Genomic DNA, 25,514 nt, shown 5'->3' with positions numbered 1-25,514 from the left:
CTGTCGGGCTCGCGGCATCCTCCCTGCCCCAACGTGATGAACCCCCTGATCAAGCGCTGGACCCAGTACTTCGTGCGGGGTCTGCTGGCCGTGCTGCCCCTGGCCCTGACGGTCTATGTGCTCTACGTCTTCCTCGCGTGGACGGACAGCATGGCGCGCTGGCTCACCTACCCCTTCTTCGGCGACACCTACATCCCGGGCCTGGGCCTGCTGCTGGCGGTCATCGCCATCGGCGGACTCGGGTTCGTCATCTCCCAGCCGTCGGTGCGCCACCTGATGTCGCTGGTGGAGTTCCCCTTCACCAACCTGCCGGTCGTCAAGAGCATCTACTCCTCGCTCAAGAGCTTCGCCGACTACTTCTCGCCGCAGCACAAGCAGACAGCGCAGCAGGTGGTGGTAGTGCAGTTTCCGAACGGGCAGATGGAGATCATCGGCCTGGTCACGCGCAACAGCCTGGACGGGCTGCCCGAAGGCGTGACCAAGGACAACCGTGTGGCGGTCTATCTGCCCATGGGCTACATGATCGGCGGCTACACCGTCTTCGTACCGCGTGAGTGGGTGACGCCGATTGCGATGTCGGTCGAAGAAGCGATGCGCTCGGCACTCATTGCCTGGATGGCGCGTTCGCCCGCGCCGCCGCCGCCGAACCCCTGATGCGCGCGGGGCTGCTCAGCCTGGCCGTGCTGGCCCTGCCGGCCTGGGGCCAGGGCGGGGCCCCCTCCACGCCGTCGGCGCCGGCGCTGGAGGCCGTGGTGATCACCGGCTCCAGAGACGCCACGCCACGCCAGGCCCTGCCCGCGGCGATCGACACCGTACCCGCCGAGGCCATCGTTCAGGACCAGCTGCGGGTGAACATCTCCGACGCCCTGGTCAGGGTGCCGGGCCTGGTGGCCAACAACCGGCAGAACTATGCGCAGGATCTGCAGGTGTCCATCCGCGGCTTCGGTGCACGCGCCAGCTTCGGCGTGCGCGGGGTTCGGCTGCTGCAGGACGGCATCCCGCTGACCACCCCTGACGGCCAAGGCCAGACCGGCCTCTTCGACCTGGACGGTGCCCAGCGCATCGAGGTGCTTCGTGGACCGCTGGCGGTGCTGTACGGCAACAGCTCGGGGGGTGTGGTGCAGCTCTTCTCCGACCTGGATCCGGGGGACCCTCACTTTGGCGGCGGGCTGTGGCTGGGTGAAGACGGCAGCTGGCGCAGCCACCTGCAGGCCCGCAGCGATCTGGCCGAAGGTCGTGGCGTCGTGGCGGCCAATGTGGCGCGCTTCGAGACGCAGGGCTACCGCGAGCACAGCGACACCCGGCGCGACGGCCTCAACCTGCGCGCGCGCGCGGTGCTGGGCGAGCGCAGCACCCTCACCCTGCTCGTCAATCACCAGAACCAGCCCCAGACCCAGGACCCGCTCGGCCTGACCGAGGCCCAGCTGCGCGACAACCGCCGCCAGGCCGGGACCAATGCCGTGGCCTTCGACACCCGCAAGACCGTGCGGCACAGCCAGGCGGGCGCCGCCGTCTCGACCGACCTCGACGACGGTCAGACCCTGCGGCTGAGCGTCTATGGCGGCACCCGCACCGTACGCCAGTACCTGGCCTTTCCGGGCTCGGGGGTCACGGCCTCCGGCGGCGTGGTGGACCTGGACCGGACCTTCGGTGGCGCTGGCCTGGAATGGCAGGCCCGTGCCGGCGACTGGCTGTGGATCGCCGGACTGGACCATGATCGCAGCCAGGAGCGTCGCCAGGGCTTCGTGAACGACAACGGTACCGCCGGCGACCTGCGCCGCGACGAGGACAACACCGCCCGCAACACCGATGCCCGGCTGCAGGCTCGCTGGACGCTCCAGCCCGGCTGGACCCTGGTGGGCGGACTGCGCCACTCGCGCGTGGCCTTCGACATCGATGACGCCTACATCACCGCAGACAACCCCGACGACAGCGGCGCCCGGCGCTTTCGCAGCACGAGCGGCATGCTCGGGCTGAACGTGGAGTGGCGGCCCGGCTGGGCGGGCCATGTGAGCGTGGGCCGGGGCTTCGAGACACCCACGCTTGCCGAGGTGGCCTACCGTCCCGACGCCCAGCCGGGCGCCAACCTTGCGCTCGACGCGGCCCGCCACACCACCTGGGAAGCCGGCCTGAAGGCCGCGCTGGCGGCGGGCCACTCCGCCAGCCTCACGGTCTTCGATACCCTCGTGCGCGACGAGATCGTGATCTTCAACAACGTGGGGGGCCGCAGCACCTTCACGAATGCCGGGCGCACGTCGCGCCGCGGCATCGAAGCGGCCTGGCAGGCCCGCTGGTCGCCGCAGTGGGACAGCAGCGTCGCGATCACCTGGCTGCGCGCACGCTTCGAGGACTTCACGACCGGCACCAGCGACTACAGCGGCCAGCGCCTGCCCGGCGTGCCCGAGCGCACGGCCTTCGCAGCGCTCACCTGGCGACCGGCCCCCGCCTGGCGGATGACGGCCCAGTGGCGTGGGGTCTCGCGGGTGTGGGCCAACGACGCCAACACGGCCTCGGCGCCGGGTTACGGGGTGGTCAATCTCAGCCTGGGCCACGAAAAGCGGCTGGGGCCGTGGCGGCTGGACGCCTTCGCCCGGGTGGACAACGTGGGCGACACACACCACGTGGGTTCGGTGATCGTCAACGCCAACAATGCGCAGTTCTACGAGCCCGCCCCGGGGCGGCGCGCCAGCATCGGACTCAGCCTGCGCCGCGACTGGCCCTGAGGGTGGGGTCTCCCGCCGCGCCGCCTGCGGGCCACCAGCCTTCCAGCTGCTGACGCTCCGAGTCCTGGAAGAGCTGCTTCATCTCGGCCTCGTCGTCGGCATGCAGCTGCGCCACCTCCCGGAAGCTGTCATGGACCTGCTCGAAGGCGGTCACCACCTCCGGGTCGAAGTGGCTGCCGCGACATCCGGCGATCACCGCCACGGCGGCATCATGCGGCAAGGGTTCCTTGTAGCTGCGCCGGCTGATGAGTGCGTCATAGACCGTGGCCAGGGACACCAGGCGCCCGGCCAGCGGGATGGCATCGCCTGCGAGCCCGCGCGGGTAGCCGCTGCCATCCCAGCGCTCCAGGTGGGTCAGCGCCACCTCCTGGGCCATCGCGATGAGTTCGCAAGGTTCGCCCAGCTGGGCCTGGGCGCGCGCCAGCAGTTCGTGCCCACGTGTGGTGTGGGTCTTCACGATCGCAAACTCCTCAGGCGTGAGCCGTCCGGGCTTGCGCAGCAGGCGGCGCGGAATCTCCAGCTTGCCCAGATCGTGCAGAGGTGTGGCGCGCACCAGCAGCTCCAGCCGGTGGTCGTCGAGTTCGCCAGCACGTCCCGTGACGCGCCGCCACGAGCGGCCCAGCACCCGCACGTAGCCCTGCATGCGCAGCAGATGGCGGGCCGTCTCGTTGTCGCGACGCTCGGCCATCAGCGCCAGGGTCCACAGCAGGGCATCGCGCTCATGGGCGGTCTCCCGGGTTCGGCGCTGGAGTTCGGCGTCGAACTGGCGGCTGCCCTCGCGCAAAAGCGCCGATACCTGCTGCAACTGCAGCCGCGGCAGCAACCGCGCGATCACCCGGCGCTCGCTCCACGGAGGCTGGATCACATCGGCCACCCCCTGCGCCAGCCAGGCATCCACCTGAGACTGAGCCCCTTCATCAGCCAGGGCCACCAGCGGCACCCGCCGCCACTGCGGTGACTGGCACGCCGCCATCAAGCGCTCCTGCCCGGCCATTCCCGTGGCGTCCACCAGCACAAGATCGGCCGGGCCTTCGCCTGGCCATTGGACCCGTGCATGCGGTGCCAGCCAATCCCGCACCATCTGCCACAGGCCACCGGCATCTCCCACAACGGCCACGCAGGGCCGAGGGTGTTGGGGCTCGTTCATGTTGTGCTCCTGCGCGCATCCTGCCTCCGAAGCCCTGCTGCCCGCAAGCCCAGCGGCGTGACCGGCCCCACCCAGCCAGGGGGGGCCCCCCGCGCGGCCGATCGAAAGGCACCGGCCGGTCGTTCGCCAGGGCTGACCCCATCGGCCCCGATGTCCGAGGCATTCACTGGGGTTAACACCAAGTTTTGGATCAAGTTCGAGGCCGCTGCGCCGATATCACGGGAAGCTGCCTTTCCTCACCGAGCGCCCATCATGCGTGTCAATCTGCCCGTCACTTCCCGCGAGTACCCCATCGCAGCCGGCGAGACTCTCGTCTCGACCACCGACCTGCAGGGACGCATCCTTTACTGCAACCCGGCCTTCATCGAGGTGAGCGGCTACAGCCGCGAGGAACTGCTCGGGCAGCCGCACAACATGATCCGTCACCCGGACATGCCCGAGGAAGCCTTCCGCGACATGTGGGCCACCATCCAGGCCGGGCTGCCGTGGAAAGCCGTGGTGAAGAACCGCCGCAAGGACGGCTCGCACTACTGGGTGGTGGCCAACGTCACCCCGCTCATGGACGATGGCAAGCCGGTGGGCTTCATGTCGGTGCGCACCGTGCCCGCGCGGGACGAGGTCCAGGCGGCCGAAGCCCTGTATGCCCAGATGCGCGCCGAAAAGGCTGCCGGGCGCCTGGTGCATGTGTTGCATCGCGGCCGCGTGCTGCGCAACACCTTGGCCGGCCGGCTGGCCCGGGCCACCGAACTGGGGCTCACGGCGAAGGTTTGCGCCGCCACCGCGGCCGCAGTGGGCGGCGGCTTTGCACTGGGCGTGAGCTTGAGCCCGGCCGGCCTGGGCGGACTCCCTCTGTCGAACTGGACATTCGGCGGGGTGCTGGCCGGCGCACTGGCGCTGCTGATGCGCCAGTACCTCAAGCACCTGCTGATCCACCCCATGAACGAGATGCTGAACGTCGCCAACCGCATGGCCGCCGGCGACCTCACCCAGCGCATCGACCTGGGTCGCCACGACCTCATCGGGCACTTCGGCCAGGCGATGAACCAGCTCAACGTGAACCTGATGTCCATCGTGCGCGATGCGCGCCGCGAAGTCGAGCGCATCCAGGCGGCCGCCACCGAGATCGCCGCCGGCAGCCTCGAACTGTCGGCGCGCACGGAATCTCAGGCCAGCAGCCTCGAGGAGACCGCCTCGTCGATGGAAGAGATCACCGGCACCGTGCGCAACAGCGCCGACTCGGCGGGCCAGGCCGCCGACCTGGCCCTGGAGGCGCGTCGCATCACCGAGCGCAGCAGCGACGCCGTCAACCAGGTGACCCACACGATGCAGGCGATCAGCCAGTCCTCGCACCGCATCGCCGAGATCATCCAGGTCATCGACAGCATTTCCTTCCAGACCAACATCCTGGCCCTCAACGCCGCGGTCGAGGCCGCGCGCGCCGGCGAGCAAGGCCGTGGCTTTGCGGTGGTGGCCGGCGAAGTGCGGGCCCTGGCCCAGCGCACCACCTCGGCCGCCAAGGAGATCAAGTCGCTCATCGAGGAGTCGGCTCAGCGGGTGGGAGCCGGCGAACAGCAGGTTGGCGCGGCGCGCTCGACGATGGACGAGGCCTTGCAGTCGGTCGAGCGGGTCCAGGCCCTGATCGCCGAGATCAGCACGGGCGCGCGCGAGCAGCTCAACGGCATCTCGCAGGTCAATGAAGCCGTGACCCAGATGGACAGCATCACCCAGCAGAACGCCGCCATGGTGGAGGAGCTCTCGTCCTCGGCGGCCGACCTCAAGGAGCAGGCCCAGACCGTGGCCGCCGCCGTGGGCGTCTTCCGCCTGGAGCGGGGAGCGCAGGCCCACACCCCGGATGCCGTCAGCCTGCGCAAGCAGATGAAACGCCGGGCCGCAACGCAGCTCCAGGCGGCCTGAGTCGCACTACACTGCGGACATCCCCGCCGACATGGCCCGCCCCCGGCGGGCCATGTGCGTTTCAGGAGCCCGCATGCCTCTTGCGTCGTCAGCGTCCATCCGTTTCGGCCTGGCCGGCCGCGTCACCGTCATCACGGGCGCCGCCCAAGGCATTGGCCAGGCCTGCGCCGAGCGTTTTGCCCGTGAGGGGGCGCCCGTGGTCCTGCTCGATGTGGACGACCCTCGCGGCCAGGCGCTGGCCGACCGGCTGGAGGCTCAGGGAGCCGAGGTGATGTACAGCCACTGCGACGTGGGCGACAAGGCCCAGGTGGACGCTGCCCTGACGGCCGCCCTCGGGCGGTTCGGCCGCATCGATGTCCTGGTGAACAATGCCGGCATCTTCCGCGCCGCCGACTTCCTCGACATCACCGAGGCCGATTTCGACGCCGTGCTGCGCGTCAATCTCAAGGGCGCCTTCCTGATGGGCCAGGCCTGCGCACGCGCGATGGTGCGCCAGGGCACGGGTGGCGCCATCGTCAACATGAGTTCGGTGAACGGCGTGATGGCCATCCCCAGCATCGCCAGCTACAACGCCAGCAAGGGCGGCGTGGACCAGCTCACGCGTGTCATGTCCCTCGCCCTGGTGGACCATGGCATCCGGGTGAACGCCGTGGCCCCCGGCACCATCGCCACGAAGCTCGCACGACAGGCCGTGCTCGGCAGCGACGAGGCCCGAGCGCGCATCCTCAGCCGCACCCCGATGAAACGCCTGGGCGAGCCGGCCGAGGTGGCCGATGCCGTGGCCTATCTGGCTTGCGATGCAGCCAGCTACATCACCGGCGAGATCCTCTACGTCGATGGTGGCCGGCGAACCCTCAACTACACCGTGCCGGTGGCCTGAGCCGGCGACGTCCTGCCCATGAGCAGCGGCTGGTCCCTCGTGTACGTGGCCGACCCCATGTGCTCGTGGTGCTACGGGTTTGCGCCCCAGCTCGCGCGCGTGCGCGAAGCCTTCCCTCAGCTGCCGCTGCAGCTCGTGATGGGTGGTCTGCGGCAGGACGACCGCCCCATGGACGACACCCTGCGCACCCACCTGCGCCGGCATTGGGGCGAGGTGGCCAGCCGCACGGGGCAGGCCTTCGACCTGACCTGGCTGCAACGTGAGGACTTCATCTACACCACCGAGCCGGCCTGTCGGGCGGTCATCACCGTTCGCGAGCGTGCGCCCCAGCGCTGCCTGGCGATGTTCTCGGCCATTCAGCAGGCGTTCTACGCTGAGGGCCGCGATGTGACGCACACCGACGTCCTGTGCGCGCTGGCCGAGGCGATCGGCCTGTCGCGGCCTGAGTTCGAGCCGGTCTTCACCAGCCCGGAGCTTCGCGAAGCCACGCTTGACGACGTCGCCATGGTGCACCGCTGGGGCATCGGCGGCTTCCCGACGCTGATCGCTGCACGCGCGGGCGAAGGCCAGGTCGTGGCGCCAGGCTATGTCGAGGCCCGCGTGGTGATCGAGCAGCTGCGGCGCCTGGGCGTGTCCTGAGAGACCACGGGGCCTTGGCGGAGGTGGCACACTCGGAGCACCCCTTTTGGATGCAACCCCACCATGAGAATCCTCCACACCATGCTGCGCGTGGGCAACCTGCAGCGCTCCATCGACTTCTACACCAAGGTGATGGGCATGCAGTTGCTGCGCACCTCAGACAACCCCGAATACAAGTACTCGCTCGCCTTCCTGGGCTACGGCAAGAACCCTGAGCACGCCGAGATCGAGCTCACGTACAACTACGGCGTCGAAAAGTACGACCTGGGCAGCGCCTACGGCCACATCGCCATCGAAGTGCCCGATGCCTACGCCGCCTGCGAAACGATCCGCGCCAACGGCGGCAACGTCACGCGCGAGGCCGGCCCGGTCAAGGGCGGCAGCACCGTGATCGCCTTCGTGACCGACCCCGACGGCTACAAGATCGAGCTGATCGAACGCAAGCCTGCGGCCTGATCAGGCCCGCAAGGCGCTGGCCTCGCGTGCCAGCCGCGTGATGCGCGCCCAGTCGCCCGCGCGGATGGCATCGGCGGGGGTCAGCCACGAGCCACCACACACCTTCACGTTGGGCAGCGCCAGGAACTGCGGCGCCGTCTCCACCGTGATGCCGCCGGTGGGGCAGAACACCACATCGTGGAAAGGGCTGGCCCAGGCCTTCAGCAGCGGCAGGCCGCCAGCGGCCGTGGCCGGGAAGAACTTCAGGAAGTGCAGGCTATCGGCATTGGCGGCCATCACCTCGCTGCTGGTGGCCACGCCGGGCAGCAGCGGCAGGCCGGCCTCGCGGCAGGCGCGGCCGATCTCGGGCGTGTAGCCCGGGCTCACGGCAAAGCGGGCCCCGGCGTCCAGTGACGCCTGCACGTCGGCATGCTTGCGCACCGTGCCCACGCCCACGATGGCGTCGGGCACATTGCGTGCGATGGCTTCCACGCACCGCAGGGCCACCGGCGTGCGCAGCGTCACCTCCAGCACCTTCACGCCGCCGTCCACGAGGGCGCGCGCCAGCGGCACGGCATCCTCGACGCGGTCGAGCACGATCACGGGAATCACGGGGCCGTGGTCGGCCAGTTCCAGGGGGTTCATCATGGGCAGTCCTTGGGTCACAGCCAGGTGCACGCGCCTTCTTCGGCGGTCAGGACGTTGCGGCGCATGCCGGCAAAGAGTTCGCGGCCCAGGCCGCGGCCGTGGGCCTGGGCCAGTTCGGCCGGCTGGGGCGCCACCTCGCGCGCGGCCCAGGTGGCTTCGTCCACCAGCGCCTCCAGCGTGCCGGCCACTGCGTCCAGGCGGATGAGATCGCCATCACGCACCTTGCCCAGCGGGCCGCCGGCCACCGCCTCGGGGCTGACGTGGATGGCTGCGGGCACCTTGCCCGAGGCCCCGCTCATGCGCCCGTCGGTGACCAGCGCCACCTTGTAGCCCTTGCCCTGCAGCACGGCCAGCGGCGGCGTGAGCTTGTGCAGCTCGGGCATGCCATTGGCCCGCGGGCCCTGGAAGCGCACCACGGCCACGACGTCGCCCTGGAGTTCACCCGCCTGGAAGGCCTGCAGCAGGGCCTCCTGGCTGTCGAAGACGCGCGCCGGGGCCTCGACGATGTGCCGGTCTTCGGGAACGGCCGAGGTCTTGATGACCGAGCGACCCAGGTTGCCGCACAGCAGCTTGAGGCCACCCGTCGGGCTGAAGGGTCGAGTGGCTGGCCGCAGCACGCTGTCGTCGCCACTGACGGTGTTCAGGTCCTGCCAGCCCAGACCGGCCTCGGTGCGCACGGGCACACGCGTATAGGCCGTCAGACCGCTCTGGGCCACGGTGGCCACATCGGCATGCATGAGGCCGGCATCGATGAGCTCGCGGATCACGAAGCCGGGCCCGCCCGCAGCCTGGAAGTGGTTCACATCGGCGCTGCCGTTGGGGTACACCCTCGCCAGCAGGGGCACCTCGGCCGACAGATCCGAGAAATCGTTCCAGTCGATGAGGATCCCCGCGGCGCGTGCCACGGCCACCCAGTGGATGAGATGGTTGGTCGAGCCGCCGGTGGCCAGCAGGGCCACCATCGCGTTCACGATGACCCGCTCATCCACCAGCCGGCCGATCGCCGTGCGCTCCGGTGTGCGCAGGCAGCGCAGCGCCGTGCGCACCGCCTCACGGGTGAGTTCCTCGCGCAACTCGGCATGCGGGTGGATGAAGGCCGCGCCCGGCACGTGCAGGCCCATGGCCTCCAGCAGCATCTGGTTGCTGTTGGCGGTGCCGTAGAAGGTGCAGGTGCCGGCCCCATGGTAGGCAGCCGATTCGGCCGCCAGCAACTCGGCGCGCCCGACCAGCCCCTGGGCATACTGCTCGCGCACCTTGGCCTTGTCGCTGTTGGACAGACCTGAGCTCATCGGCCCGGCGGGCACGAACACGCAAGGCAGGTGCCCGAAATGCAGGGCGCCGATCAGCAGGCCCGGCACGATCTTGTCGCACACGCCCAGCAGCAGGGCCGCGTCGAAGACGTCATGCGACAGCGCCACGGCCGTGCCCATCGCGATGGTGTCGCGCGAAAACAGGCTCAGCTCCATGCCCGGCTGGCCCTGCGTCACGCCGTCGCACATGGCGGGCACGCCGCCGGCCACCTGCACCGTGGCCCCCAGACGACGCGCCTCGTCGCGGATCACGGCCGGAAAGCCCTCGTAGGGCTGGTGAGCCGAGAGCATGTCGTTGTAGGCCGTGACCACCCCCAGATGGGGCGCCTTTTCGGCCACGACGCGGAACTTGTCGGAGGCCGGCAGTGCAGCGAAGGCATGTGCCACATTGGCACACCCCATGCGGTCAGCGCCACGGGGGCGCTGCGCGGCCCAGTCCACGCCGTCGAGATAGGCTCGCCGCGTGGCGGTGCTGCGCTCGGCAATGCGCTGGGTGACTTCCTGGAGGACGGATTTCATCGGGGAGCGGCGCGCCCGAGGCGCGCGGTTGTAACCTATACCCCGATTCTTAAGTAACTTGGTTACAGCGTCAAATCAAGACGCACCCACCCCGCCCCCAGGGTGGATTCATTGCAGGTGCAGTTCGACGCGACGTGCCTCGCGCGGATCGCCATCGCCCAGGGTCAGGGCGGGCCTGCGCAGCACCAGCTGGGCGGGCGGCACACCGTCGGCTTCCAGCGCATGGCGCACGGCCAGGGCTCGCTGCTTGGCCAGCTCAGCATTGACCGCGGCGCTGCCACTGGCATCATGGAATCCTGAGATGTAGACCGTGTCGCCGCTGCTGCGCGCACGCTCGGCCACCGCGCTAAGCGCGGACACCGCCTCGGGCGACAGGCTGGCCTGGCCCAGCTCGAAATAAAGGCGCAGGGCCGGCTCGCCGATCAGGGCCACCTCTTCTGCCGCTTCGCCCACGTCCTCATGCTGCGCGGCTGGCGCGGCCGGGCCCGACAGGGTGCGCACAGTGGCAAAGCCGATCACACCGGCCACCACCAGGCCCACCACCGTGAACACCACCCACAGGCCGACACGGCGGGTGTCGTCGTTGTCCTGATCCGACATGGAAACTCCCTGGAAGTTGAACTTGCGGTACAACATCACGCCAAGCGCTGCATTGTAGGCAGGGCCGACGCACCTTCCGTGAATCCCTCCGCCCCACCCCCACCCGATCTGGGCCACGTGCCCGTGCTGCGCGACCCCCAGGTGATGCTGGAGCAGACCCTGGCGCAGTGGCCGCCCGGCGGTGATCTCTGGGTCTTCGGCTACGCCTCCCTGATCTGGAACCCCGAGATCGAGCACGACCAGCGGCACCCGGCCCGGGTGCACGGCTACCACCGCCGCCTGAGCATGTGGTCGCGCATCAACCGAGGCACGCCGCTGGAGCCTGGCCTCGTGTTCGCGCTCATGCCTGGTGGGGCCTGTCAGGGCATGGTCTTCCGGGTGCCGCGTGCCATCGCCCGGCGCGAGCTGGACAAGTTGTGGCAACGTGAGATGCCCACCGGCGTCTACGACCCGCGCTGGCTGCCCTGCCGAACGGCCCTGGGCACGGTGCGCGCGCTGGCCTTCACCCTCAGCCGCAACAGCCCCAACCACACCGGGGCGCTGGATGAGGCCCGCCTGCTGCACATCTTCCGCCATGCCAGGGGCCGCTATGGCACCACGCTGGACTATGTGGTGCGCACGGAAGCCTGCCTGCGCGAACACGGCATCCGCGACCGCGCGCTCAGCCAGCTGCTGGGGCTGGCACGCCGCAACGGCCTGCTCGGCCCCTAGCAGATCAGGACGACAAGCGCTGCTCGCGCTGGACAGCCTGTGTACCGGCAGACGGCGGCAACTGCGCCTGGGCTGCAGCCAGATCGCCCCGGGTGTCGATGTCCAGCAGCACTCCAGGATCGTCCACCTCGACGGCCGCGGCAGGGTAGCGCGCCAGGATCCGGCGTGCGCCCTCGTCACCGCTCAGCACGGCCAGTTCGGAATACAGCTCCGCAGAGAAGGCGACCGGATGACCGCGCTGCCCCTGGTACTGCGCAAAGGCCACGGCGTGATGCGTCAGGGCCGACGCCACGGCACGCAGGGTGGCTGGCTTCACCAGGGGCATGTCGCCTGGCAGGACCAGCCATCCCGACGCATCGCCGCGCGCGCGCACGCCTGCGGCGATGGAGTAGCCCATGCCCAGCCGCTCGCCATGGTCCGGGCCGGCTGCCGGCACCACGATCACGTCCTGCGTGGCCACCCAGGTCTTGACCATGTCGCGCAGCGCGCTGGTCGTCACCACCACCAGCCGCAAGCGGCTGGCAATGACCTGCCGCAGCGTCGCGCCCAGCACGGTGGTATCGCCCAGGGCTTGTGTCAGCTTGTGACCGTGGCCCTCGAAGCGCGAGCCGGCCCCCGCCGCCAGGACGATGACCACGGGCGCTGCCGCCATGAAATTTCCTCCGTCTTTGAATGGGCGCGGGATCGGGGCCTGCGCTGCCCTCTATGGAATCGCAGGGCGAAGCCGGACGCCACTGGGGTCTGTCCGAATGGGGTGAGGACCTAGGGACCGACCCGCTTGGGGTCCGTGCCGATGGCGAACCGGGATTCCAGGCCCTGCCTATACTGCCTCACATGGACAAGCAACTCGCCGATCTTCGCAAATCCTACGAACGCGCCGAGCTGGATGAACACCACGCCGACGACGACCCTCTCAGACAGTTCCAGCGCTGGCTGGAGGATGCCCTGGCCGCCGAACTGCCCGAGCCCAATGCCATGACGCTGGCCACCGTGGGAGCCGACGGCCGGCCCTCCACCCGCGTTGTCCTCATCAAAGGCTGCGACGAGCGAGGCATCGTCTGGTACACGAACTACGAGAGCCGCAAGGGCCGCGAACTCGCCGTCCACCCCTACGCCGCGCTGCAGTTCCACTGGGTCGAGCTCGAGCGTGTGGTGCGCATCGAGGGGCCGGTGGACAAGGTCAGCGAAGCCGAGTCGGATGCGTACTTCCAGTCGCGCCCGCTGGACTCACGCATCGGGGCCTGGGCGTCGCCGCAGAGTCAGGTGATCGCATCGCGCAGCGTGCTGGTGGCCAATGCTGCTCGCTACGCCGCAAAGTTCGCGCTGCACCCGCCGCGCCCACCGCACTGGGGGGGCTTTCGGCTCGCGCCCCAACGCTGGGAGTTCTGGCAAGGGCGCAAATCGCGATTGCATGATCGGCTGCAATACCGGCAGGACGCCGACGGCCACTGGATCAAGGAGCGGCTCGCCCCCTGATCCTGCGGTTTCAGCCCGGCAGCAGCTGGTCGAGCGCTGCCAGGAACCGCCGGATGTCGATGGGTTTGGTCCAGTAGTCATCGAAGCCCGCCTCGCGCGCACGGCTCACATCCTGCGGCATGGCATTGGCCGACAGCGCGACGCACCGCAAGCCGGCGGTCAGCGGATCGCTGCGCAGGCGGCGCAGCACTTCGTGACCGTCGAAGTCAGGCAGGTGCATGTCCACGAGCACCAGATCCGGCCGCAGTTCCCGGGCCAGCGTGACCCCGGTCTGGCCGTCCGCGGCCACGTGGAGGGCCACTCCAGGGCGCAGTGCAAGGAGTTCGCGCACGAGCAGCACATTGACCTCGTTATCCTCGATGTAGAGGAGGCTGCCGACACGCTGCTCGGCGCCAGGTACCAACGGGGCGTTGCCCATCGCCTCGACGCGGGACACCTCGGCCGACGCCCCGGCCTCCGGCAACCAGACCTCGAAGACGCTGCCCACACCCGGCGTGCTGCGCACCTCGATGCGCCCACCCATGTGTGACACCAGCTGGCGCGCAATCGACAGACCGATGCCGGTGCCTTCGATGCCCTCGCGGTCCGCCCCCAGACGATTGAAGGGTTCGAACAGCGCGTCGAGCTGTGCGGCACTCAGGCCGCGCCCGCTGTCCTGCACAGCCAGCACACGCCATCCCGAGAGTGTCCGGGCCTCGATCTCCACGTGACCTCCCGGGCGGTTGTACTTGATGGCGTTGGACACCAGGTTCATCAGCACCTGTCGCAAGCGCTGCCGATCGGCCACCACCGTGCAGCTCAGGTCGCCCGGGCGCAGGCTCACGTTGTGCGTGCGCGCCAGCGGCGCCATCAGACCCAGCACATCGCCGACCACGTCGGACCACGCAAGGGTCTCGGGGACGAGGTCCACCATGCCCGATTCGATGCGCGCCAGATCGAGCACATCGTTGATGAGCGCCAGCAGATGCCGACCGGCCGCATCGATGTGATCGACGCGCTGGCGTTGGCCGGCGCTGAGCAGATCCTGGGTATCGGCCTGCAGGACCTGGGCAAAGCCCAGCACGGCGTTGAGTGGGGTGCGAAGTTCGTGGCTCATGCGTGCCAGGAATTCCGACTTGGCGCGGTTGGCCTGCTCGGCGGCCGCCTTGTCGCGCAAGGCCTGCTCGGTGCGCTTGAGTTCGGTGACGTCCCAGTTGACCCCCAGCATGCGCACGGGCCGTCCTGCCGCATCGCGCAGCACCTTGCCACGTGTGGCCAGCCAGCGTTCGGTGCCATCGGGCCAGACCACACGGAACTCGAAGGCCGTACGGTCCACGGCCCCATCTCGTGCATCGTCGTAACGCGCCCACATTGGGGCGCGGTCCTCGGGATGGACGCAGACCATGCGCAGTTCTTCGACCGGCCGCGGGTCGTCCGGGCTGAGCCCTCGCAGGCGGTACATCTGCTCGTCCCAATGACTGCTGCCTTCGATCAGATCGCGCTCCCAGGTGCCGATGCCCGCCTCCCGGGTGGCCAGCGCCACGCGCTCACGCGCCTGCTCCAGGGCCAGCTCGATGCGCCGGCGCTCAGTGATGTCCAGCGCCACCCCCAGGACGGCGATGGCATGCCCGCCCTCGTCGCGCTGCACGGCACGCCGCGTCAACAGGGTGCGATACTCCCCTTGCGGATTCCTGTAGCGGGCCACCACGTCAATGGCTTCGTCACCGTCCAGTGCCCGCTTCACCGCGTCACCCAGCGCCCCTCGATCCTCCGGGTGGACACGCTCGCGCACCGTATCGATCGGATGGGCCGCTGCACCGTCGAGTCCCAGCACGGCGGCGGCCCGCTGGTTGAAGCGCATGGTGTTGGTGGCGAGGTCGTGCACCCAGATGATGAGCTCGCCGAGTTCCACGGCCATCTCAAACTGAGCCGTGAGCTTGCGCATCTGCAGCCCCAGCTCGAAGCCCTCGGTGTCATCCACCAGCACGCCGATGACCCGGTCGGGGCGACCGGCTTCATCCGCCAGCACCCGCCACAGCGAATGCACCATGCGCACCCCCCCGGTGCGTGGCATGAGGCGATAGTGCAGGTGATAAGCCCCCGGCGACGTGATGCTGGATTGCCACGCCTGCAGCACCTTGTCACGATCCTCAGGGTGGACGAGCTGGCGGATGGTATCGATGTCCGGTGCCTCGGCCTGCGGCGGCAGGCCATAGAAGCGGAACATGTGTTCGTCCCAATGGACGCTGCGCCCATCGAGACTTCGCTCCCACACGGCCAGTCGGCCGAAATCCTGGGTCATGGCCAGGCGCTGCGCCAGGCCGGACTCCGCCGGCGCCGGCACGGCCCTGACAACCCGACCCAGCCATCCCGACGCGCCCTCTTGAGCAGGGTGCCAAGGCTGGAGGTGAAGCAGGCTCCCTTCGGTCCCCGCACGCCCTTCGCTCAGGACCAGGGGGCCGATGGCATTGCCACGCTGCCGCGCCGCATCGAGCAGGACGCGGTCCGTCTGAGGCAGACGCCGGGCCAGGTCTTCGAGCGTCGTGCATGCCGCCCCGGCGAGGCCGCACCAGCGGTGCCACGCCGCATTCCCGTACACGATGTGACCGGAAGCGTCTGCCAGGAAGAGTCCGTCACTGGCCAGATCCAGCAACTCGCGCGCTGCCCGATCCACGGAAAGCGGGTTCGGGAGGTCAGGGCGTGGGCGGGCGGAGGTCATGGGCGGGTGCCCGCAACCGGGCGCCCCCAGTGTAGCCAGACACGCGCCGCTGCGAACAGCTACGCCCGCCCCACATCCGCGTGGTTCAGCGGGCGGGCCGCGCCTCCGTCAGGCGGTAGAACAGGCCGTAGGGATCGTTGTCAAGCACCGCAAGGCGGCCTTCGACGACCACGGGTTCAATGCCATAGCGCACTGGCGTGGCGGCCCTCACCTCCACCAGGCCTTCGGGCCCAGCAGGAATGCAGAAAGAGCAGGTGGTGGGCACCGACGACAGGATGAAATGATGCTGCCGCTCTGCGGCATCCAGCGGCATCATGAAACCCTGCACCTTCACGATCTGACGGTCCAGCGCGCGCACCGCCGCGGGAAAGATGGGACGGATGCGGGTGCGCTCGGGCTTGGTGGTGACCGAGCTGAGCAGCTTCCACGACACGACGTCCTCGCGCTCCTGCAAGGGAGGGATGGGGCTGTCCGGGCTGTGAAAACCCGGACCGCTGCCCAGCGGGGCCCCTGAGGCGCCACCGCCCAGGGGCGCGCTGAGCTGCGCCCACGACCGGCCCACCCCAAGCGCCAGGGCGGTGGCCAGGAGGGATCGACGGCTGGTCATCGCAGGCTCAATGCACGTGGCGCATGCCACAGTGCTTGCCGATCGCCAGTCCCTTGCAGGCCGCCTGCAGCTCCTTCACGCACACCTCCTCGCTCTTGCCGGACTCCAGGCAGCGGGCCGCCGCCTCATGCGCCGCAGCCATGGCCCGATGCCGTTCGATGTCCTTCTTCACATGGTCTGACAAGGTCGCGCCCGGCTGGGCCGCCGCAGCCGCGGCCGCCAGCATCAGCACACTCCCCCACGCAGACCAGGACAGGCGTCGCAGACTCATGACGAACAACTCCCTTCACTTCAATGGTTCACGAACGGCGTAAACAAGATTGGAGCAAGAACTGCCTCCAAGGTTCAGCGCGGTGCCTGCAACAGGCGGGTCACGTCCAGACGATAGGCCTGCCAGGCCGGCAACGCCGCGCTGACCCCGGCCAGCGCTACCGTGGCCACGACCACCGCCCACTGCCCGCTGGCCCAGGCCCAGCCGGTCAGCGCGACAGATTGCCGAGCTTCCAGCCACCACCCTAGCAAAGCTGTCAAGCCGTGGCCAAGACCGAGCCCGATGGCCAGCCCGCCGGCCGCAAGCCACAAAGCCTCGGCCACCACGACGGCTGCCACACGGGAAGGGGGTGCTCCCAGCATCCGCAGCATGGCCAGATCGCCCGCGCGCTCACGAACGGCGTGGTACAGGCCGATGAAGACCGACAGCCCGGCCACCGCCAGCAACACCGCCCCGAAGCCACGCAGCACTTCGGTGCCCACGCCCACCATGCGCAGCAGGCGTGCCGTCTCCAGGGCCGGAGAGGCTGATTGCAGCCCCGCCTCGGCATTGATGAGCCGGGGCAGGCTCACGGCTGCCAGTGGGCTGCGATAGCGCAAGAGCAAGAGCGTCACCTCGCGCTCGGCTTCCAGGTAGCGACGATCGTCGTCGTCCATCGCGGTGGCGGCCTCATGCACCTCCCAGACGGATTCGGTGGCAGTGAGGATGAGCCGGTCGATCACGCTGCCCGTGGGCGCCAGTACCCCCACGACGGTGTACGGCGACTCACCGTGCGGCTCGCCGTCGCCGCCCAGCCCGTGGACACCCACGAAGCGTTCGCCCACGGCCAGACCGGTGCGTCGAGCAGCCTCGGCACCGACCACTGCCTCCAGCGGCGCCGCCCATGGCCGCCCTTGTGCAAGCCGCGCACCACGATCGTCCAGATAGGCCGGCTCGGTGCCCACGATGCGGTGCCCGCGGTAGCTGTCGCCCAGCGAAATCGGGATCACCGAGGCGACCAGCGGATGGGCGCGCCAGCGCTCGATCGACTCGGCTGGAATGTTGCCCGTGGGCACATCCAGGTGGAAGACACCCGAGAGAATGATCTGCATCGGGCTGCCCTTGGCGCCCACCACCAGGTCGATCCCCGCAAGATCGCGCTTGAGCGCGTCTTCCAGCTGCTGGCTCACCAGCAGCACCACACTCACCGCCGCCAGGCCCAGGGCCAGCAGCAGCAGGTTGAGCACGGTCACGAGCGGACGTGCCCAGAGATAGGTCCACGACAGGCCGGCAAGGTTCACAGGCACAGCTCCACCGGCGATGCGGCCGCCAGCGTGTCCATCACCCGACGGTCGTGCGTGGCCACCACCAGCGTGGCGCCCCGCGCCTGCGTCATGCCTTGCAAGAGGCTCAGCACGGTCTGAGCCGCATCGTCGTCCAGGCTGGCGGTGGGTTCATCGGCGATCACCAGCCGCGGACCGCGCAGCAGGGCTCTTGCCAACGCCACCCGCTGGGCCTGCCCCCCGCTCAGCTCATGCGGCCGCCGCCCGGCCACTTCGGCCACTCCCAGCTGGTCCAACGCGGCCAGGAGGGCCTCACGGTCCATGGAGCGCTCAGCGGCAGCCCACCCCACCAAGGCCAGGTTGTCGAGCACGCTCAGGCTGTCACTCAGATGCAGGCGCTGGGGCAGCACCCCCACGTGCCGGGCCCGCCAGGCATCGCGCTCCCGGGGGCCGAGCGAATGCACCGCCACACCGTCCACGTCGAGCCGCCCCTCGGCGGGCGTCAGGAGGGCAGCCAGCAGCGCCAGCAGCGTCGACTTGCCCGAGCCCGACGCCCCTCGCAACAACAGCAAGCCGCCGTCGGGGAGTTGCAGGTCAGGAAAGCGCAGCAGTGGGCCGCGCGCGTAGCGATAGGCCAAGCCCTCCCAGACAATCATCCGCGGCGCACCTTGTCCGCAAAGGTCTGGCGGAACTTCTCGACCTTGGGCGCCACGACGTGAGCGCAATAGCCCTGGTTCGGGTGGTTCAGGAAGTAGTCCTGATGATAGGGCTCGGCCGGCCAGTAGTTGTTCACCGGGGCCACCTCGGTGACGATCGGGTCCTTCCACACACCGGCCGATGTCAGCTCAGCGATCATCGCGCGCGCCACACGCTCCTGGTCGGCGTCGTGCACATAGATGCCCGACCGATACTGCGTGCCCACGTCATGGCCCTGCCGGTTCAGCGTGGTGGGATCGTGGATCACGAAGAAAATTTCGAGGATCTCGCGCAGGCTGATGCGCGCCGGGTCGAAGCGCACGCGCACCACCTCGGCATGGCCGGTGTCGCCGGAGCACACCTGCTCGTAGCTGGGGCTGTGCCAGCTGCCGTTCGAATAACCCGACTCCACGTCGAGCACGCCTTCGACACGGTCATAGACGGCCTCCAGGCACCAGAAGCAGCCTCCGGCCAGGGTGATCTCTTGCACTTCGGACATTGCCAGGCTCCCGCCGGTCGTGCACCGGCTCCGTGGTCCCTGCGGAACAAAGCGCCATAGCTTACCGAAGCCCCTCGTGCCGCCGGTCGATACCTTGTCTGAACTTCGGGGGCTTTCCTGCACAATCCTGGCGTTCCACCGACCGGATCCTGGCCCATGTCCGACAGCTTCGCACCCTACCTGCCTTATCTGCTTGCCGTCGTCCTGCCACCCGGCGTGTTCATCGTCCTGCTGCTGATCGGGCTGCGCCAGCTGCGCCCCCGGCGCGGCCTGGGTCTGGTGATCGTCTTCGTCGCCTGCGTGGGCCTGTGGCTGGGGTCCACCACCGGATTCGCCTGGGTGGCCCAGTCCTTTGTGCTCAAGGCCCCTCCGGCCCTGGGCCCCCTCGACCTGGAAGCCTTGAGAGAACAAGGCAAGGACCAGGCGAAAGGCGACCCCAAGGTCGCCATCGTCGTGCTGGGGGGCGGCCTGATTCCGCGATCACCCGACTATCGTCTGTCCGACCTCTCCCCTGCCGGGCTGCAGCGCCTGCGCTACGGCATCTGGCTGTCGCGCACCACCGGCCTGCCCCTGGCCTACAGCGGCGGCATCCCCTGGGGCCTGCCCTCCAGCGCCACACCGGAGGCTCGGGTGGCCGAGCGGATCGCGCAGGAAGAATACGGCGCCAAGCTGAGATGGGTCGAGGACAGCGCGCGAGACACGCGCGAGAACGCCGGGCGCACGATCGCCCTGCTCCGTCAGGCGGGTATCCGCAAGATCGTGCTCGTCACCCATGTGTGGCACATGCCGCGCGCCCAGCGGGCATTCACCGATGCGCTTGCCGGGACGGGGATTCAGGTGCAGCCGGCCCCGATGGGCCTGCTCAACCCGAGCCGCTCTGCCCTGGAGGCCTGGCTGCCCAGCGTCGAGGGCCTCATCGAGAACCGACTCGCCTGGCGCGAATGGCTGGGTCGGCTCGCAGGCCAATGAGCGCACGCCACCAATAGAAACCCCTCCGCGCCGACTGGCCGGAGGGGCGGTGGCTGACGCCACGTTTCGGGGCTCCGGAGGGAAGAAGTCCGGGGCTCCTTCGCGCAGAGACTGCGCATTGGAAACACCTGCGTCCTTGCAGGCCCTCCCAAGATACCGAACGCGCGGGGGCTTCGCCAGTTCTCATTTCCAATGAACCCCGGCCGCTTCATTGGCGGCCTCATTGGCAGCCTCATGGCGCGCCGCGCAGACAACCCCTAGCGCGCAAACAGGCGCTCGTACAGCGCCCCCATGCGGGCCTGCACCGCCGGGTCCATCGTGATCAGCCGCCCCCATTCGCGGTCGGTTTCGCCCGGCCACTTGTTCGTGGCGTCAAGGCCCATCTTGCCGCCCAGTCCCGACACCGGCGAGGCGAAATCCAGATAGTCGATGGGGGTGTGTTCCACCAGCGTGGTATCGCGCCCTGGGTCGGCCCGGGTGGTGATGGCCCAGATCACGTCCGTCCACGAACGGATGTCCACGTCCTCGTCGGTCACCACGATGAACTTGGTGTACATGAACTGACGCAGGAAGCTCCAGAGCCCGAACATCAGGCGCTTTGCATGGCCGGGGTAGGCCTTGCGGATGCTGATGATCGCCATCCGGTAGCTGCAGCCCTCGGGAGGCAGGTAGAAGTCGACGATCTCCGGAAACTGCTTGCGCAGGATGGGCACGAACACCTCGTTGAGCGCCACGCCCAGCACGGCCGGCTCGTCGGGTGGCTTGCCCGTGTAGGTGGAGTGATAGATCGGCGATTCGCGCATGGTGATGCGCGAGAGCTCGAACACCGGGAACCAGTCCTGCTCGTTGTAGTAGCCCGTGTGGTCGCCATAGGGACCTTCCAGCGCATGCAGGTAGCCGCCCTTCTCTTTCAGCGGGATGCCGTGCGCCGAGGTGCCTGTGTACCCCGGCGGTGCCACCGGGATGTGGCCTTCCAGCACGATCTCGGCGCTGGCCGGCACCTGCAGCCGGGTCTCGCCCTCGCCCACGGCCGTGTCCACCACCTCGGTGCGCGACCCACGCAGCAGGCCGGCAAACTGGTATTCCGAGAGGGTGTCGGGCACGGGTGTCACCGCCCCCAGGATGGTCGCCGGGTCAGCCCCCAGGGCCACCGCGATCGGAAAGGGCTGGCCCGGGTTGGCAAGCGCAAACTCACGGAAGTCCAGCGCCCCGCCCCGGTGGGCCAGCCAGCGCATGATCACCTGCCTGGGCCCGATCACCTGCTGGCGATAGATGCCCAGGTTCTGCCGCGCCCGCGGCTGGGGCACCGACTGCGGCCCACGCGTCACCACCAGGCCCCAGGTGATGAGCGGCGCCACATCGCCCGGCCAGCAATGCTGGATGGGCAGGCGTGCGAGGTCGATCTCGGCCCCTTCCCACACCACGGCCTGGCAGGCCGCACGGCGCACCGTGGCCGGCTTCATGTCCCACAGTGCCTTGGCCATCTGCACCAGGCGGCCGGCATCCTTCAGCCCCTTGGGCGGTTCCGGCTCCTTCAGGCTCGCCAGGACGTGACCGATGTCACGAAGCGCCATCACGTCGGACACCCCCATTCCAAGGGCCACCCGCTTGGGGGTGCCGAACAGATTGCCCAGCACCGGCATGTGGTGCCCCACCGGCTGCTCGAACCACAGGGCCGGCCCTGCGGCTTTGAGGACCCGATCGCACAGCGCCGTCATCTCCAGGTGAGTGGACACTGGCTCCCTGACGCGCAGGAGCTCGCCCTGACCCTCGAGGCCGCTCAGGAAGTCACGCAGATCTCGGTATTTCATACCTATCAGTTATTAGACATAGATTTCTTTGGCTTGACTGGTTATTTCGAGCCTTCCTAGAATCCGGCCGTCTCTTGAAATTCAGGGATTACCCGCACCGCCATCCGGTGCAACGCTGCCAATGCCATCAACCGCCCACCTGGGCCCAGCCTCTTGCATGGGCTCTGTTTTCCGAGGTGGCGGGGCATTATCTCCGCGGGCCAGGCCGGGTTCACACACCAGCCACGGATCCCCGCGGACGGAAAGGAGTGACATGACAGCGATCCAGAACCTGCGACGCTCGGCGTCGCACACGCTGCAGTCCATCGGCCGCTCGGCGTCCGTCTTCGCACGCGACGTCGGCCAAGGCATGCTGGACGTGAGCCACAACGGCCTGGCCCTGCTGGGCCTGCTCGTCGTGGGCGCCGCCCTGTTCGGTTTGGGCCGCCCGGAAGTCCGCCACCAGCTCGAGGTGCGCACCCTGGGCTGGCTGCTCGAGCGTCAGGAAGCCCGGCTGAGCGAAGATGAGAGCCTGATGGCCGCCTTGGCGGAGCCGAAGGCCATCCTGCGAGCCACAGCCGCCGATCCCGGCGACCTTGACAAGGAGCAAGCAGCCGTCGCCCAGTGGATCTCGCGCCGCTACCGGGTGGCGCCCGAGCCCGTGGCCCGCCTCGTCAAGGAAGCCTGGGAAGTGGGCGAGCGCACTCGCCTGGACCCGACGCTGATCCTGGCTGTCATGGCCATCGAGTCCAGCTTCAACCCATTTGCTCAGAGCCCCGTCGGCGCACAAGGGTTGATGCAGGTGATGACGCGCGTCCATGACGACAAATATGAAGCCTTCGGCGGCACCCACGCGGCTTTCGACCCCGTGAGCAACCTGCGCGTGGGCGCCCAGATTCTGCGGGAGTACATCAATCGCGCAGGCAGCCTGGAAGCGGGCCTGAAGTGGTACGTGGGCGCAGCCAACCTGCCGGATGACGGCGGTTACGCGGCCAAGGTCCTGTCCGAACAGAACCACCTGCGCAACGTCGCCCAGGGCCGTTTCGTGCCGGTCACCATTCCTCAACTGGTCCGCACCAGCGCCCCCAGCGCCCCCAGCGCCCCCGAAGCGGCCGCCTCGGCTGCGGAAACCAACGCAGCGAACGAAGTCGAGTCCCGCACCCGGGTCGCCCAGGCTTCCTGAGCCCCACGCGCGACAGCTCACACGCCCCGCGCCGACCACTTGGCCCGGGGCGTTTCTCCATTACACTGATGGCGTTGCACAACTGGCGATAAGGCCCGCCCCACATCGGGGTGCGCGCCCGAGGTGGTGAACCACCGGGAAGTGCAGCCGGCTCCTGGTGAGCCGACCCGCCGTTCGCCTGGGCAGCCCTCCGATCACGCGCACCGCCGCGGGCGTGCTGCCACACCCGATGCCTGTGCTTCGAGGGACTTCATTCAGCTGAAGAGGACTGCCATGTTCGATCGCACCGTTTCCACCATCGCCAACGTCGACCCCGACCTGTGGGCGGCCATCCAGCAGGAAAACCTGCGCCAGGAAGAGCACATCGAGCTCATCGCCTCGGAAAACTACGCCTCTCCGGCCGTGATGGCCGCACAGGGCAGCCAGCTCACCAACAAGTACGCCGAAGGCTACCCCGGCAAGCGTTACTACGGTGGCTGCGAATACGTCGACATCGTCGAGCAGCTCGCCATCGACCGCCTGAAAGCGCTCTTCGGCGCCGAACATGCCAACGTGCAGCCCAACTCCGGTTCCCAGGCCAACCAGGGGGTGTTCTTCGGTCTGCTCCAGCCCGGCGACACCATCATGGGCATGAGCCTGGCCGAAGGCGGTCACCTGACGCACGGCATGCCGCTGAACATGAGCGGAAAGTGGTTCAAAGTCGTCAGTTACGGCCTGAACGAGAAAGAAGAGATCGATTACGAGGCGATGGAGCGCCTGGCTCACGAACACAAGCCCAAGCTCATCATCGCCGGCGCCTCGGCCTATAGCCTGCGCATCGACTTCGAGCGCTTTGCCAAGGTGGCCAAGGCCATCGGCGCCTATTTCATGGTGGACATGGCCCACTACGCCGGCCTGATCGCCGGCGGCGTCTACCCCAATCCGGTGCCCTTTGCCGACGTGGTGACCTCCACCACCCACAAGAGCCTGCGCGGCCCGCGCGGCGGCATCATCCTGATGAAGGACCACGTCGCCAAGGCCATCAACAGCGCCATCTTCCCCGGCATCCAGGGTGGCCCGCTGATGCACGTCATCGCCGCCAAGGCCGTGGCCTTCAAGGAAGCGCTCTCGCCCGAGTTCAAGGCCTACCAGCAACAGGTGGTCAAGAACGCCCAGGCCCTGGCCGAGACCCTGATGGCCCGCGGCCTGCGCATCGTCAGCGGCCGCACCGAAAGCCATGTGATGCTGGTCGACCTGCGCCCCAAGGGCCTGACCGGCAAGGAAGCCGAGGCGCTGCTGGGCCAGGCCCACATCACCTGCAACAAGAACGGCATTCCCAACGACCCGCAAAAGCCCATGATCACCAGCGGCATCCGCCTGGGCTCGCCGGCCATGACCACCCGCGGCTTCACCGAAACCGAGGCCGTGGCCACCGCCCACCTGATCGCCGACGTGCTGGACAAACCCCAGGACGAAGCCAACATCACCGCGGTGCGCGCCAAGGTCCACGAGCTGACCCGCCGCTTCCCGGTCTACCGCTGAACCCGCCCCCGCCTGCCATGCGCTGCCCCTTCTGCGGCCACGAGGAAACCCAGGTCGTCGAGACGCGGGCCTCCGACGAAGGCGACGTGATCCGGCGCAGGCGGCGGTGCACGCACTGCGACACCCGCTTCACCACCTATGAGCGTGCGGAAGTCACCATGCCGGCGGTGGTCAAGAAGGACGGTAGCCGCGCCGAGTTCGACCCCGTCAAGCTGCGTGCCTCGATGATGCTGGCCCTGCGCAAGCGGCCGGTGAGCCTGGAACAGATCGATGCCTCGCTGCAGCGGATCGAACAAAGGCTGCGCTCCTCCGGCCTGCGTGAAGTGGCCAGTGCCAAGCTCGGTGAGTTCGTCATGCGCGAACTAAAGAAGCTAGACAAGGTGGCTTATGTCCGTTTTGCTTCGGTGTATCGCAGTTTCGAGGATGTGGACGAGTTCAGCCGGTTGATCAAAGAAATCTGATCGCACGCCTCTCACGGAAAACGGGCCGCGGGGGCCCGTTTTCCGTGAGAGGACATTCATGTGAGAGCTTCAGCGCCAGCACTCTGCCATGGTGGCGGTCCCACCCGTGACATTCCTTTGCCCAGCGCTGTTGACCGTGAATGTCCCGCAACGATCCCCCACCATTGATCCAGTCGGTATTGCTTGTAGGGTATAGGCGGTTGCCGAGACACCGTCCGCTAGTTGTATGGTGTATCGGGCGCTCCCTCCACCCGGGGGTGGGGACTGGCGCAGATACTCAGGTAACGCCACTGCAGCACCCGCCCTCGTTTGATCGTAACGATCGTTGGCGGCATAGAAACGCTGCATGAACTGAGCCGCCTCCAGCAATGCGGTGCGCGCTTCGGCCCTTTGGCCTCGTCGGACGTACTCTGTATAACTCGGGTAAGCGATCGCCGAAAGGATGCCGATGATGGCCACGACGATCATGAGCTCCATCAGTGTGAAACCCTTGATCGGCCTGGCCGGTATACCTTGTGAACGCCTTGTAGTGCTCATGATGTCTGGCATTGGACG

General features: G+C 68.4%; 25 protein-coding genes and 1 riboswitch. Of the genes, 12 read left to right on the top strand and 13 right to left on the bottom strand.

Features of this window, described 5'->3' with window-relative positions; all coding sequences use genetic code 11:
* The first annotated feature begins 36 nt into the window (after window positions 1-36).
* Both C1704_RS05455 and C1704_RS05450 read left to right on the top strand, forming a co-directional pair.
* The gene (locus C1704_RS05455; protein ID WP_104301736.1) at window positions 37-654 is read left to right on the top strand and encodes a DUF502 domain-containing protein; all 618 of its coding nucleotides are present in this window, start codon (window positions 37-39) and stop codon (window positions 652-654) included.
* Window positions 654-2,723: a TonB-dependent receptor family protein gene (locus C1704_RS05450; protein ID WP_104301735.1), complete on the top strand. Its 2,070-nt coding sequence runs from the start codon at window positions 654-656 to the stop codon at window positions 2,721-2,723. The genes C1704_RS05455 and C1704_RS05450 overlap by 1 nt, the downstream gene beginning before the upstream one ends.
* Here the strand turns inward: C1704_RS05450 and C1704_RS05445 are convergent.
* Entirely contained in the window at window positions 2,698-3,870 is a 1,173-nt protein-coding gene (locus C1704_RS05445; RefSeq protein WP_104301734.1) for an HD-GYP domain-containing protein, read from the bottom strand. The two genes, C1704_RS05450 and C1704_RS05445, sit on opposite strands and share 26 nt — an antisense overlap.
* 252 nt (window positions 3,871-4,122) lie before the next feature.
* Between C1704_RS05445 and C1704_RS05440 the strand changes: the two genes are divergently transcribed.
* The 4 genes from C1704_RS05440 to gloA all read left to right on the top strand — a co-directional run bounded on the left by C1704_RS05440 (window position 4,123) and on the right by gloA (window position 7,759).
* On the top strand, window positions 4,123-5,784 hold the full coding sequence (locus C1704_RS05440; RefSeq protein WP_104301733.1) for a methyl-accepting chemotaxis protein: 1,662 nt from the start codon (window positions 4,123-4,125) through the stop codon (window positions 5,782-5,784).
* 73 nt (window positions 5,785-5,857) lie between these two features.
* Window positions 5,858-6,664, top strand: a complete 807-nt coding sequence (locus tag C1704_RS05435) for an SDR family NAD(P)-dependent oxidoreductase (RefSeq protein WP_104301732.1) — start codon at window positions 5,858-5,860, stop codon at window positions 6,662-6,664.
* A gap of 18 nt (window positions 6,665-6,682) precedes the next feature.
* Entirely contained in the window at window positions 6,683-7,303 is a 621-nt protein-coding gene (locus C1704_RS05430) for a DsbA family protein (RefSeq protein ID WP_104301731.1), read from the top strand.
* A gap of 63 nt (window positions 7,304-7,366) precedes the next feature.
* Complete coding sequence (gene gloA, locus C1704_RS05425) at window positions 7,367-7,759, top strand: lactoylglutathione lyase (RefSeq protein WP_104301730.1); 393 nt, start codon at window positions 7,367-7,369, stop codon at window positions 7,757-7,759.
* Here gloA and eda read toward each other — a convergent pair whose 3' ends face one another.
* The 3 genes from eda to C1704_RS05410 all read right to left on the bottom strand — a co-directional run bounded on the left by eda (window position 7,760) and on the right by C1704_RS05410 (window position 10,815).
* Window positions 7,760-8,383 carry a bifunctional 4-hydroxy-2-oxoglutarate aldolase/2-dehydro-3-deoxy-phosphogluconate aldolase gene (eda, locus tag C1704_RS05420; RefSeq protein ID WP_104301991.1) on the bottom strand — a complete coding sequence of 208 codons (624 nt, stop codon included), beginning with the start codon at window positions 8,381-8,383 and terminating at the stop codon, window positions 7,760-7,762. It abuts the gene before it with no gap.
* A 17-nt stretch (window positions 8,384-8,400) separates the two neighbouring features.
* Entirely contained in the window at window positions 8,401-10,215 is a 1,815-nt protein-coding gene (gene edd / locus C1704_RS05415; protein WP_104301729.1) for a phosphogluconate dehydratase, read from the bottom strand.
* A 108-nt stretch (window positions 10,216-10,323) separates the two neighbouring features.
* Entirely contained in the window at window positions 10,324-10,815 is a 492-nt protein-coding gene (locus C1704_RS05410) for an OmpA family protein (protein ID WP_104301990.1), read from the bottom strand.
* 144 nt (window positions 10,816-10,959) lie between these two features.
* Here C1704_RS05410 and C1704_RS05405 point away from each other — a divergent pair, with 144 nt between their 5' ends.
* A complete protein-coding gene (locus tag C1704_RS05405; RefSeq protein WP_104301989.1) occupies window positions 10,960-11,526 on the top strand; it encodes a gamma-glutamylcyclotransferase in 567 nt (188 codons plus the stop codon).
* A gap of 4 nt (window positions 11,527-11,530) precedes the next feature.
* On the opposite strand, the gene C1704_RS05400 is transcribed toward C1704_RS05405, so the two are convergent.
* Complete coding sequence (locus C1704_RS05400; protein ID WP_104301728.1) at window positions 11,531-12,178, bottom strand: nucleotidyltransferase family protein; 648 nt, start codon at window positions 12,176-12,178, stop codon at window positions 11,531-11,533.
* A gap of 182 nt (window positions 12,179-12,360) precedes the next feature.
* Here C1704_RS05400 and pdxH point away from each other — a divergent pair, with 182 nt between their 5' ends.
* Window positions 12,361-13,002: a pyridoxamine 5'-phosphate oxidase gene (pdxH, locus tag C1704_RS05395; protein WP_104301727.1), complete on the top strand. Its 642-nt coding sequence runs from the start codon at window positions 12,361-12,363 to the stop codon at window positions 13,000-13,002.
* A 10-nt stretch (window positions 13,003-13,012) separates the two neighbouring features.
* Here the strand turns inward: pdxH and C1704_RS05390 are convergent, their stop codons facing one another.
* From C1704_RS05390 to msrA, 6 genes are all read right to left on the bottom strand, one after another.
* Complete coding sequence (locus C1704_RS05390) at window positions 13,013-15,700, bottom strand: hybrid sensor histidine kinase/response regulator (protein WP_104301726.1); 2,688 nt, start codon at window positions 15,698-15,700, stop codon at window positions 13,013-13,015.
* Window positions 15,701-15,785: 85 nt separating this feature from the next.
* Window positions 15,786-16,307: a DUF3299 domain-containing protein gene (locus tag C1704_RS05385; protein ID WP_104301725.1), complete on the bottom strand. Its 522-nt coding sequence runs from the start codon at window positions 16,305-16,307 to the stop codon at window positions 15,786-15,788.
* A 7-nt stretch (window positions 16,308-16,314) separates the two neighbouring features.
* Window positions 16,315-16,578, bottom strand: coding sequence for a hypothetical protein (locus tag C1704_RS05380; protein ID WP_104301988.1), 264 nt, complete (start codon window positions 16,576-16,578; stop codon window positions 16,315-16,317).
* 74 nt (window positions 16,579-16,652) lie between these two features.
* The gene (locus C1704_RS05375; protein WP_104301724.1) at window positions 16,653-17,858 is read right to left on the bottom strand and encodes an ABC transporter permease; all 1,206 of its coding nucleotides are present in this window, start codon (window positions 17,856-17,858) and stop codon (window positions 16,653-16,655) included.
* Window positions 17,855-18,496, bottom strand: coding sequence for an ABC transporter ATP-binding protein (locus C1704_RS05370; RefSeq protein WP_104301723.1), 642 nt, complete (start codon window positions 18,494-18,496; stop codon window positions 17,855-17,857). The genes C1704_RS05375 and C1704_RS05370 overlap by 4 nt, the downstream gene beginning before the upstream one ends.
* Window positions 18,493-19,035 carry a peptide-methionine (S)-S-oxide reductase MsrA gene (gene msrA / locus C1704_RS05365; protein ID WP_104301722.1) on the bottom strand — a complete coding sequence of 181 codons (543 nt, stop codon included), beginning with the start codon at window positions 19,033-19,035 and terminating at the stop codon, window positions 18,493-18,495. Before msrA ends, C1704_RS05370 begins: the two co-directional genes overlap by 4 nt.
* Window positions 19,036-19,191: 156 nt before the next feature.
* Here msrA and C1704_RS05360 point away from each other — a divergent pair, with 156 nt between their 5' ends.
* Window positions 19,192-20,004, top strand: a complete 813-nt coding sequence (locus C1704_RS05360; protein ID WP_104301721.1) for a YdcF family protein — start codon at window positions 19,192-19,194, stop codon at window positions 20,002-20,004.
* A gap of 257 nt (window positions 20,005-20,261) precedes the next feature.
* Here C1704_RS05360 and C1704_RS05355 read toward each other — a convergent pair whose 3' ends face one another.
* Window positions 20,262-21,815, bottom strand: a complete 1,554-nt coding sequence (locus tag C1704_RS05355; RefSeq protein ID WP_146076035.1) for a UbiD family decarboxylase domain-containing protein — start codon at window positions 21,813-21,815, stop codon at window positions 20,262-20,264.
* Window positions 21,816-22,068: 253 nt separating this feature from the next.
* Between C1704_RS05355 and C1704_RS05350 the strand changes: the two genes are divergently transcribed.
* The 3 genes from C1704_RS05350 to nrdR all read left to right on the top strand — a co-directional run bounded on the left by C1704_RS05350 (window position 22,069) and on the right by nrdR (window position 24,959).
* Entirely contained in the window at window positions 22,069-22,977 is a 909-nt protein-coding gene (locus tag C1704_RS05350) for a lytic transglycosylase domain-containing protein (protein WP_104301719.1), read from the top strand.
* A 68-nt stretch (window positions 22,978-23,045) separates the two neighbouring features.
* Window positions 23,046-23,168: riboswitch (ZMP/ZTP riboswitch) on the top strand.
* An 82-nt stretch (window positions 23,169-23,250) separates the two neighbouring features.
* On the top strand, window positions 23,251-24,498 hold the full coding sequence (gene glyA, locus C1704_RS05345; protein WP_104301718.1) for a serine hydroxymethyltransferase: 1,248 nt from the start codon (window positions 23,251-23,253) through the stop codon (window positions 24,496-24,498).
* A 17-nt stretch (window positions 24,499-24,515) separates the two neighbouring features.
* Window positions 24,516-24,959, top strand: a complete 444-nt coding sequence (gene nrdR, locus C1704_RS05340) for a transcriptional regulator NrdR (protein WP_104301717.1) — start codon at window positions 24,516-24,518, stop codon at window positions 24,957-24,959.
* Window positions 24,960-25,028: 69 nt separating this feature from the next.
* Here nrdR and C1704_RS05335 read toward each other — a convergent pair whose 3' ends face one another.
* On the bottom strand, window positions 25,029-25,496 hold the full coding sequence (locus tag C1704_RS05335; RefSeq protein WP_104301716.1) for a type IV pilin protein: 468 nt from the start codon (window positions 25,494-25,496) through the stop codon (window positions 25,029-25,031).
* Window positions 25,497-25,514 lie beyond the last annotated feature (18 nt).

Source organism: Caldimonas caldifontis (assembly GCF_002930615.1).
Lineage (GTDB): Bacteria > Pseudomonadota > Gammaproteobacteria > Burkholderiales > Burkholderiaceae_C > Caldimonas > Caldimonas caldifontis.
This window is presented reverse-complemented; position numbering and strand designations above follow the sequence as displayed.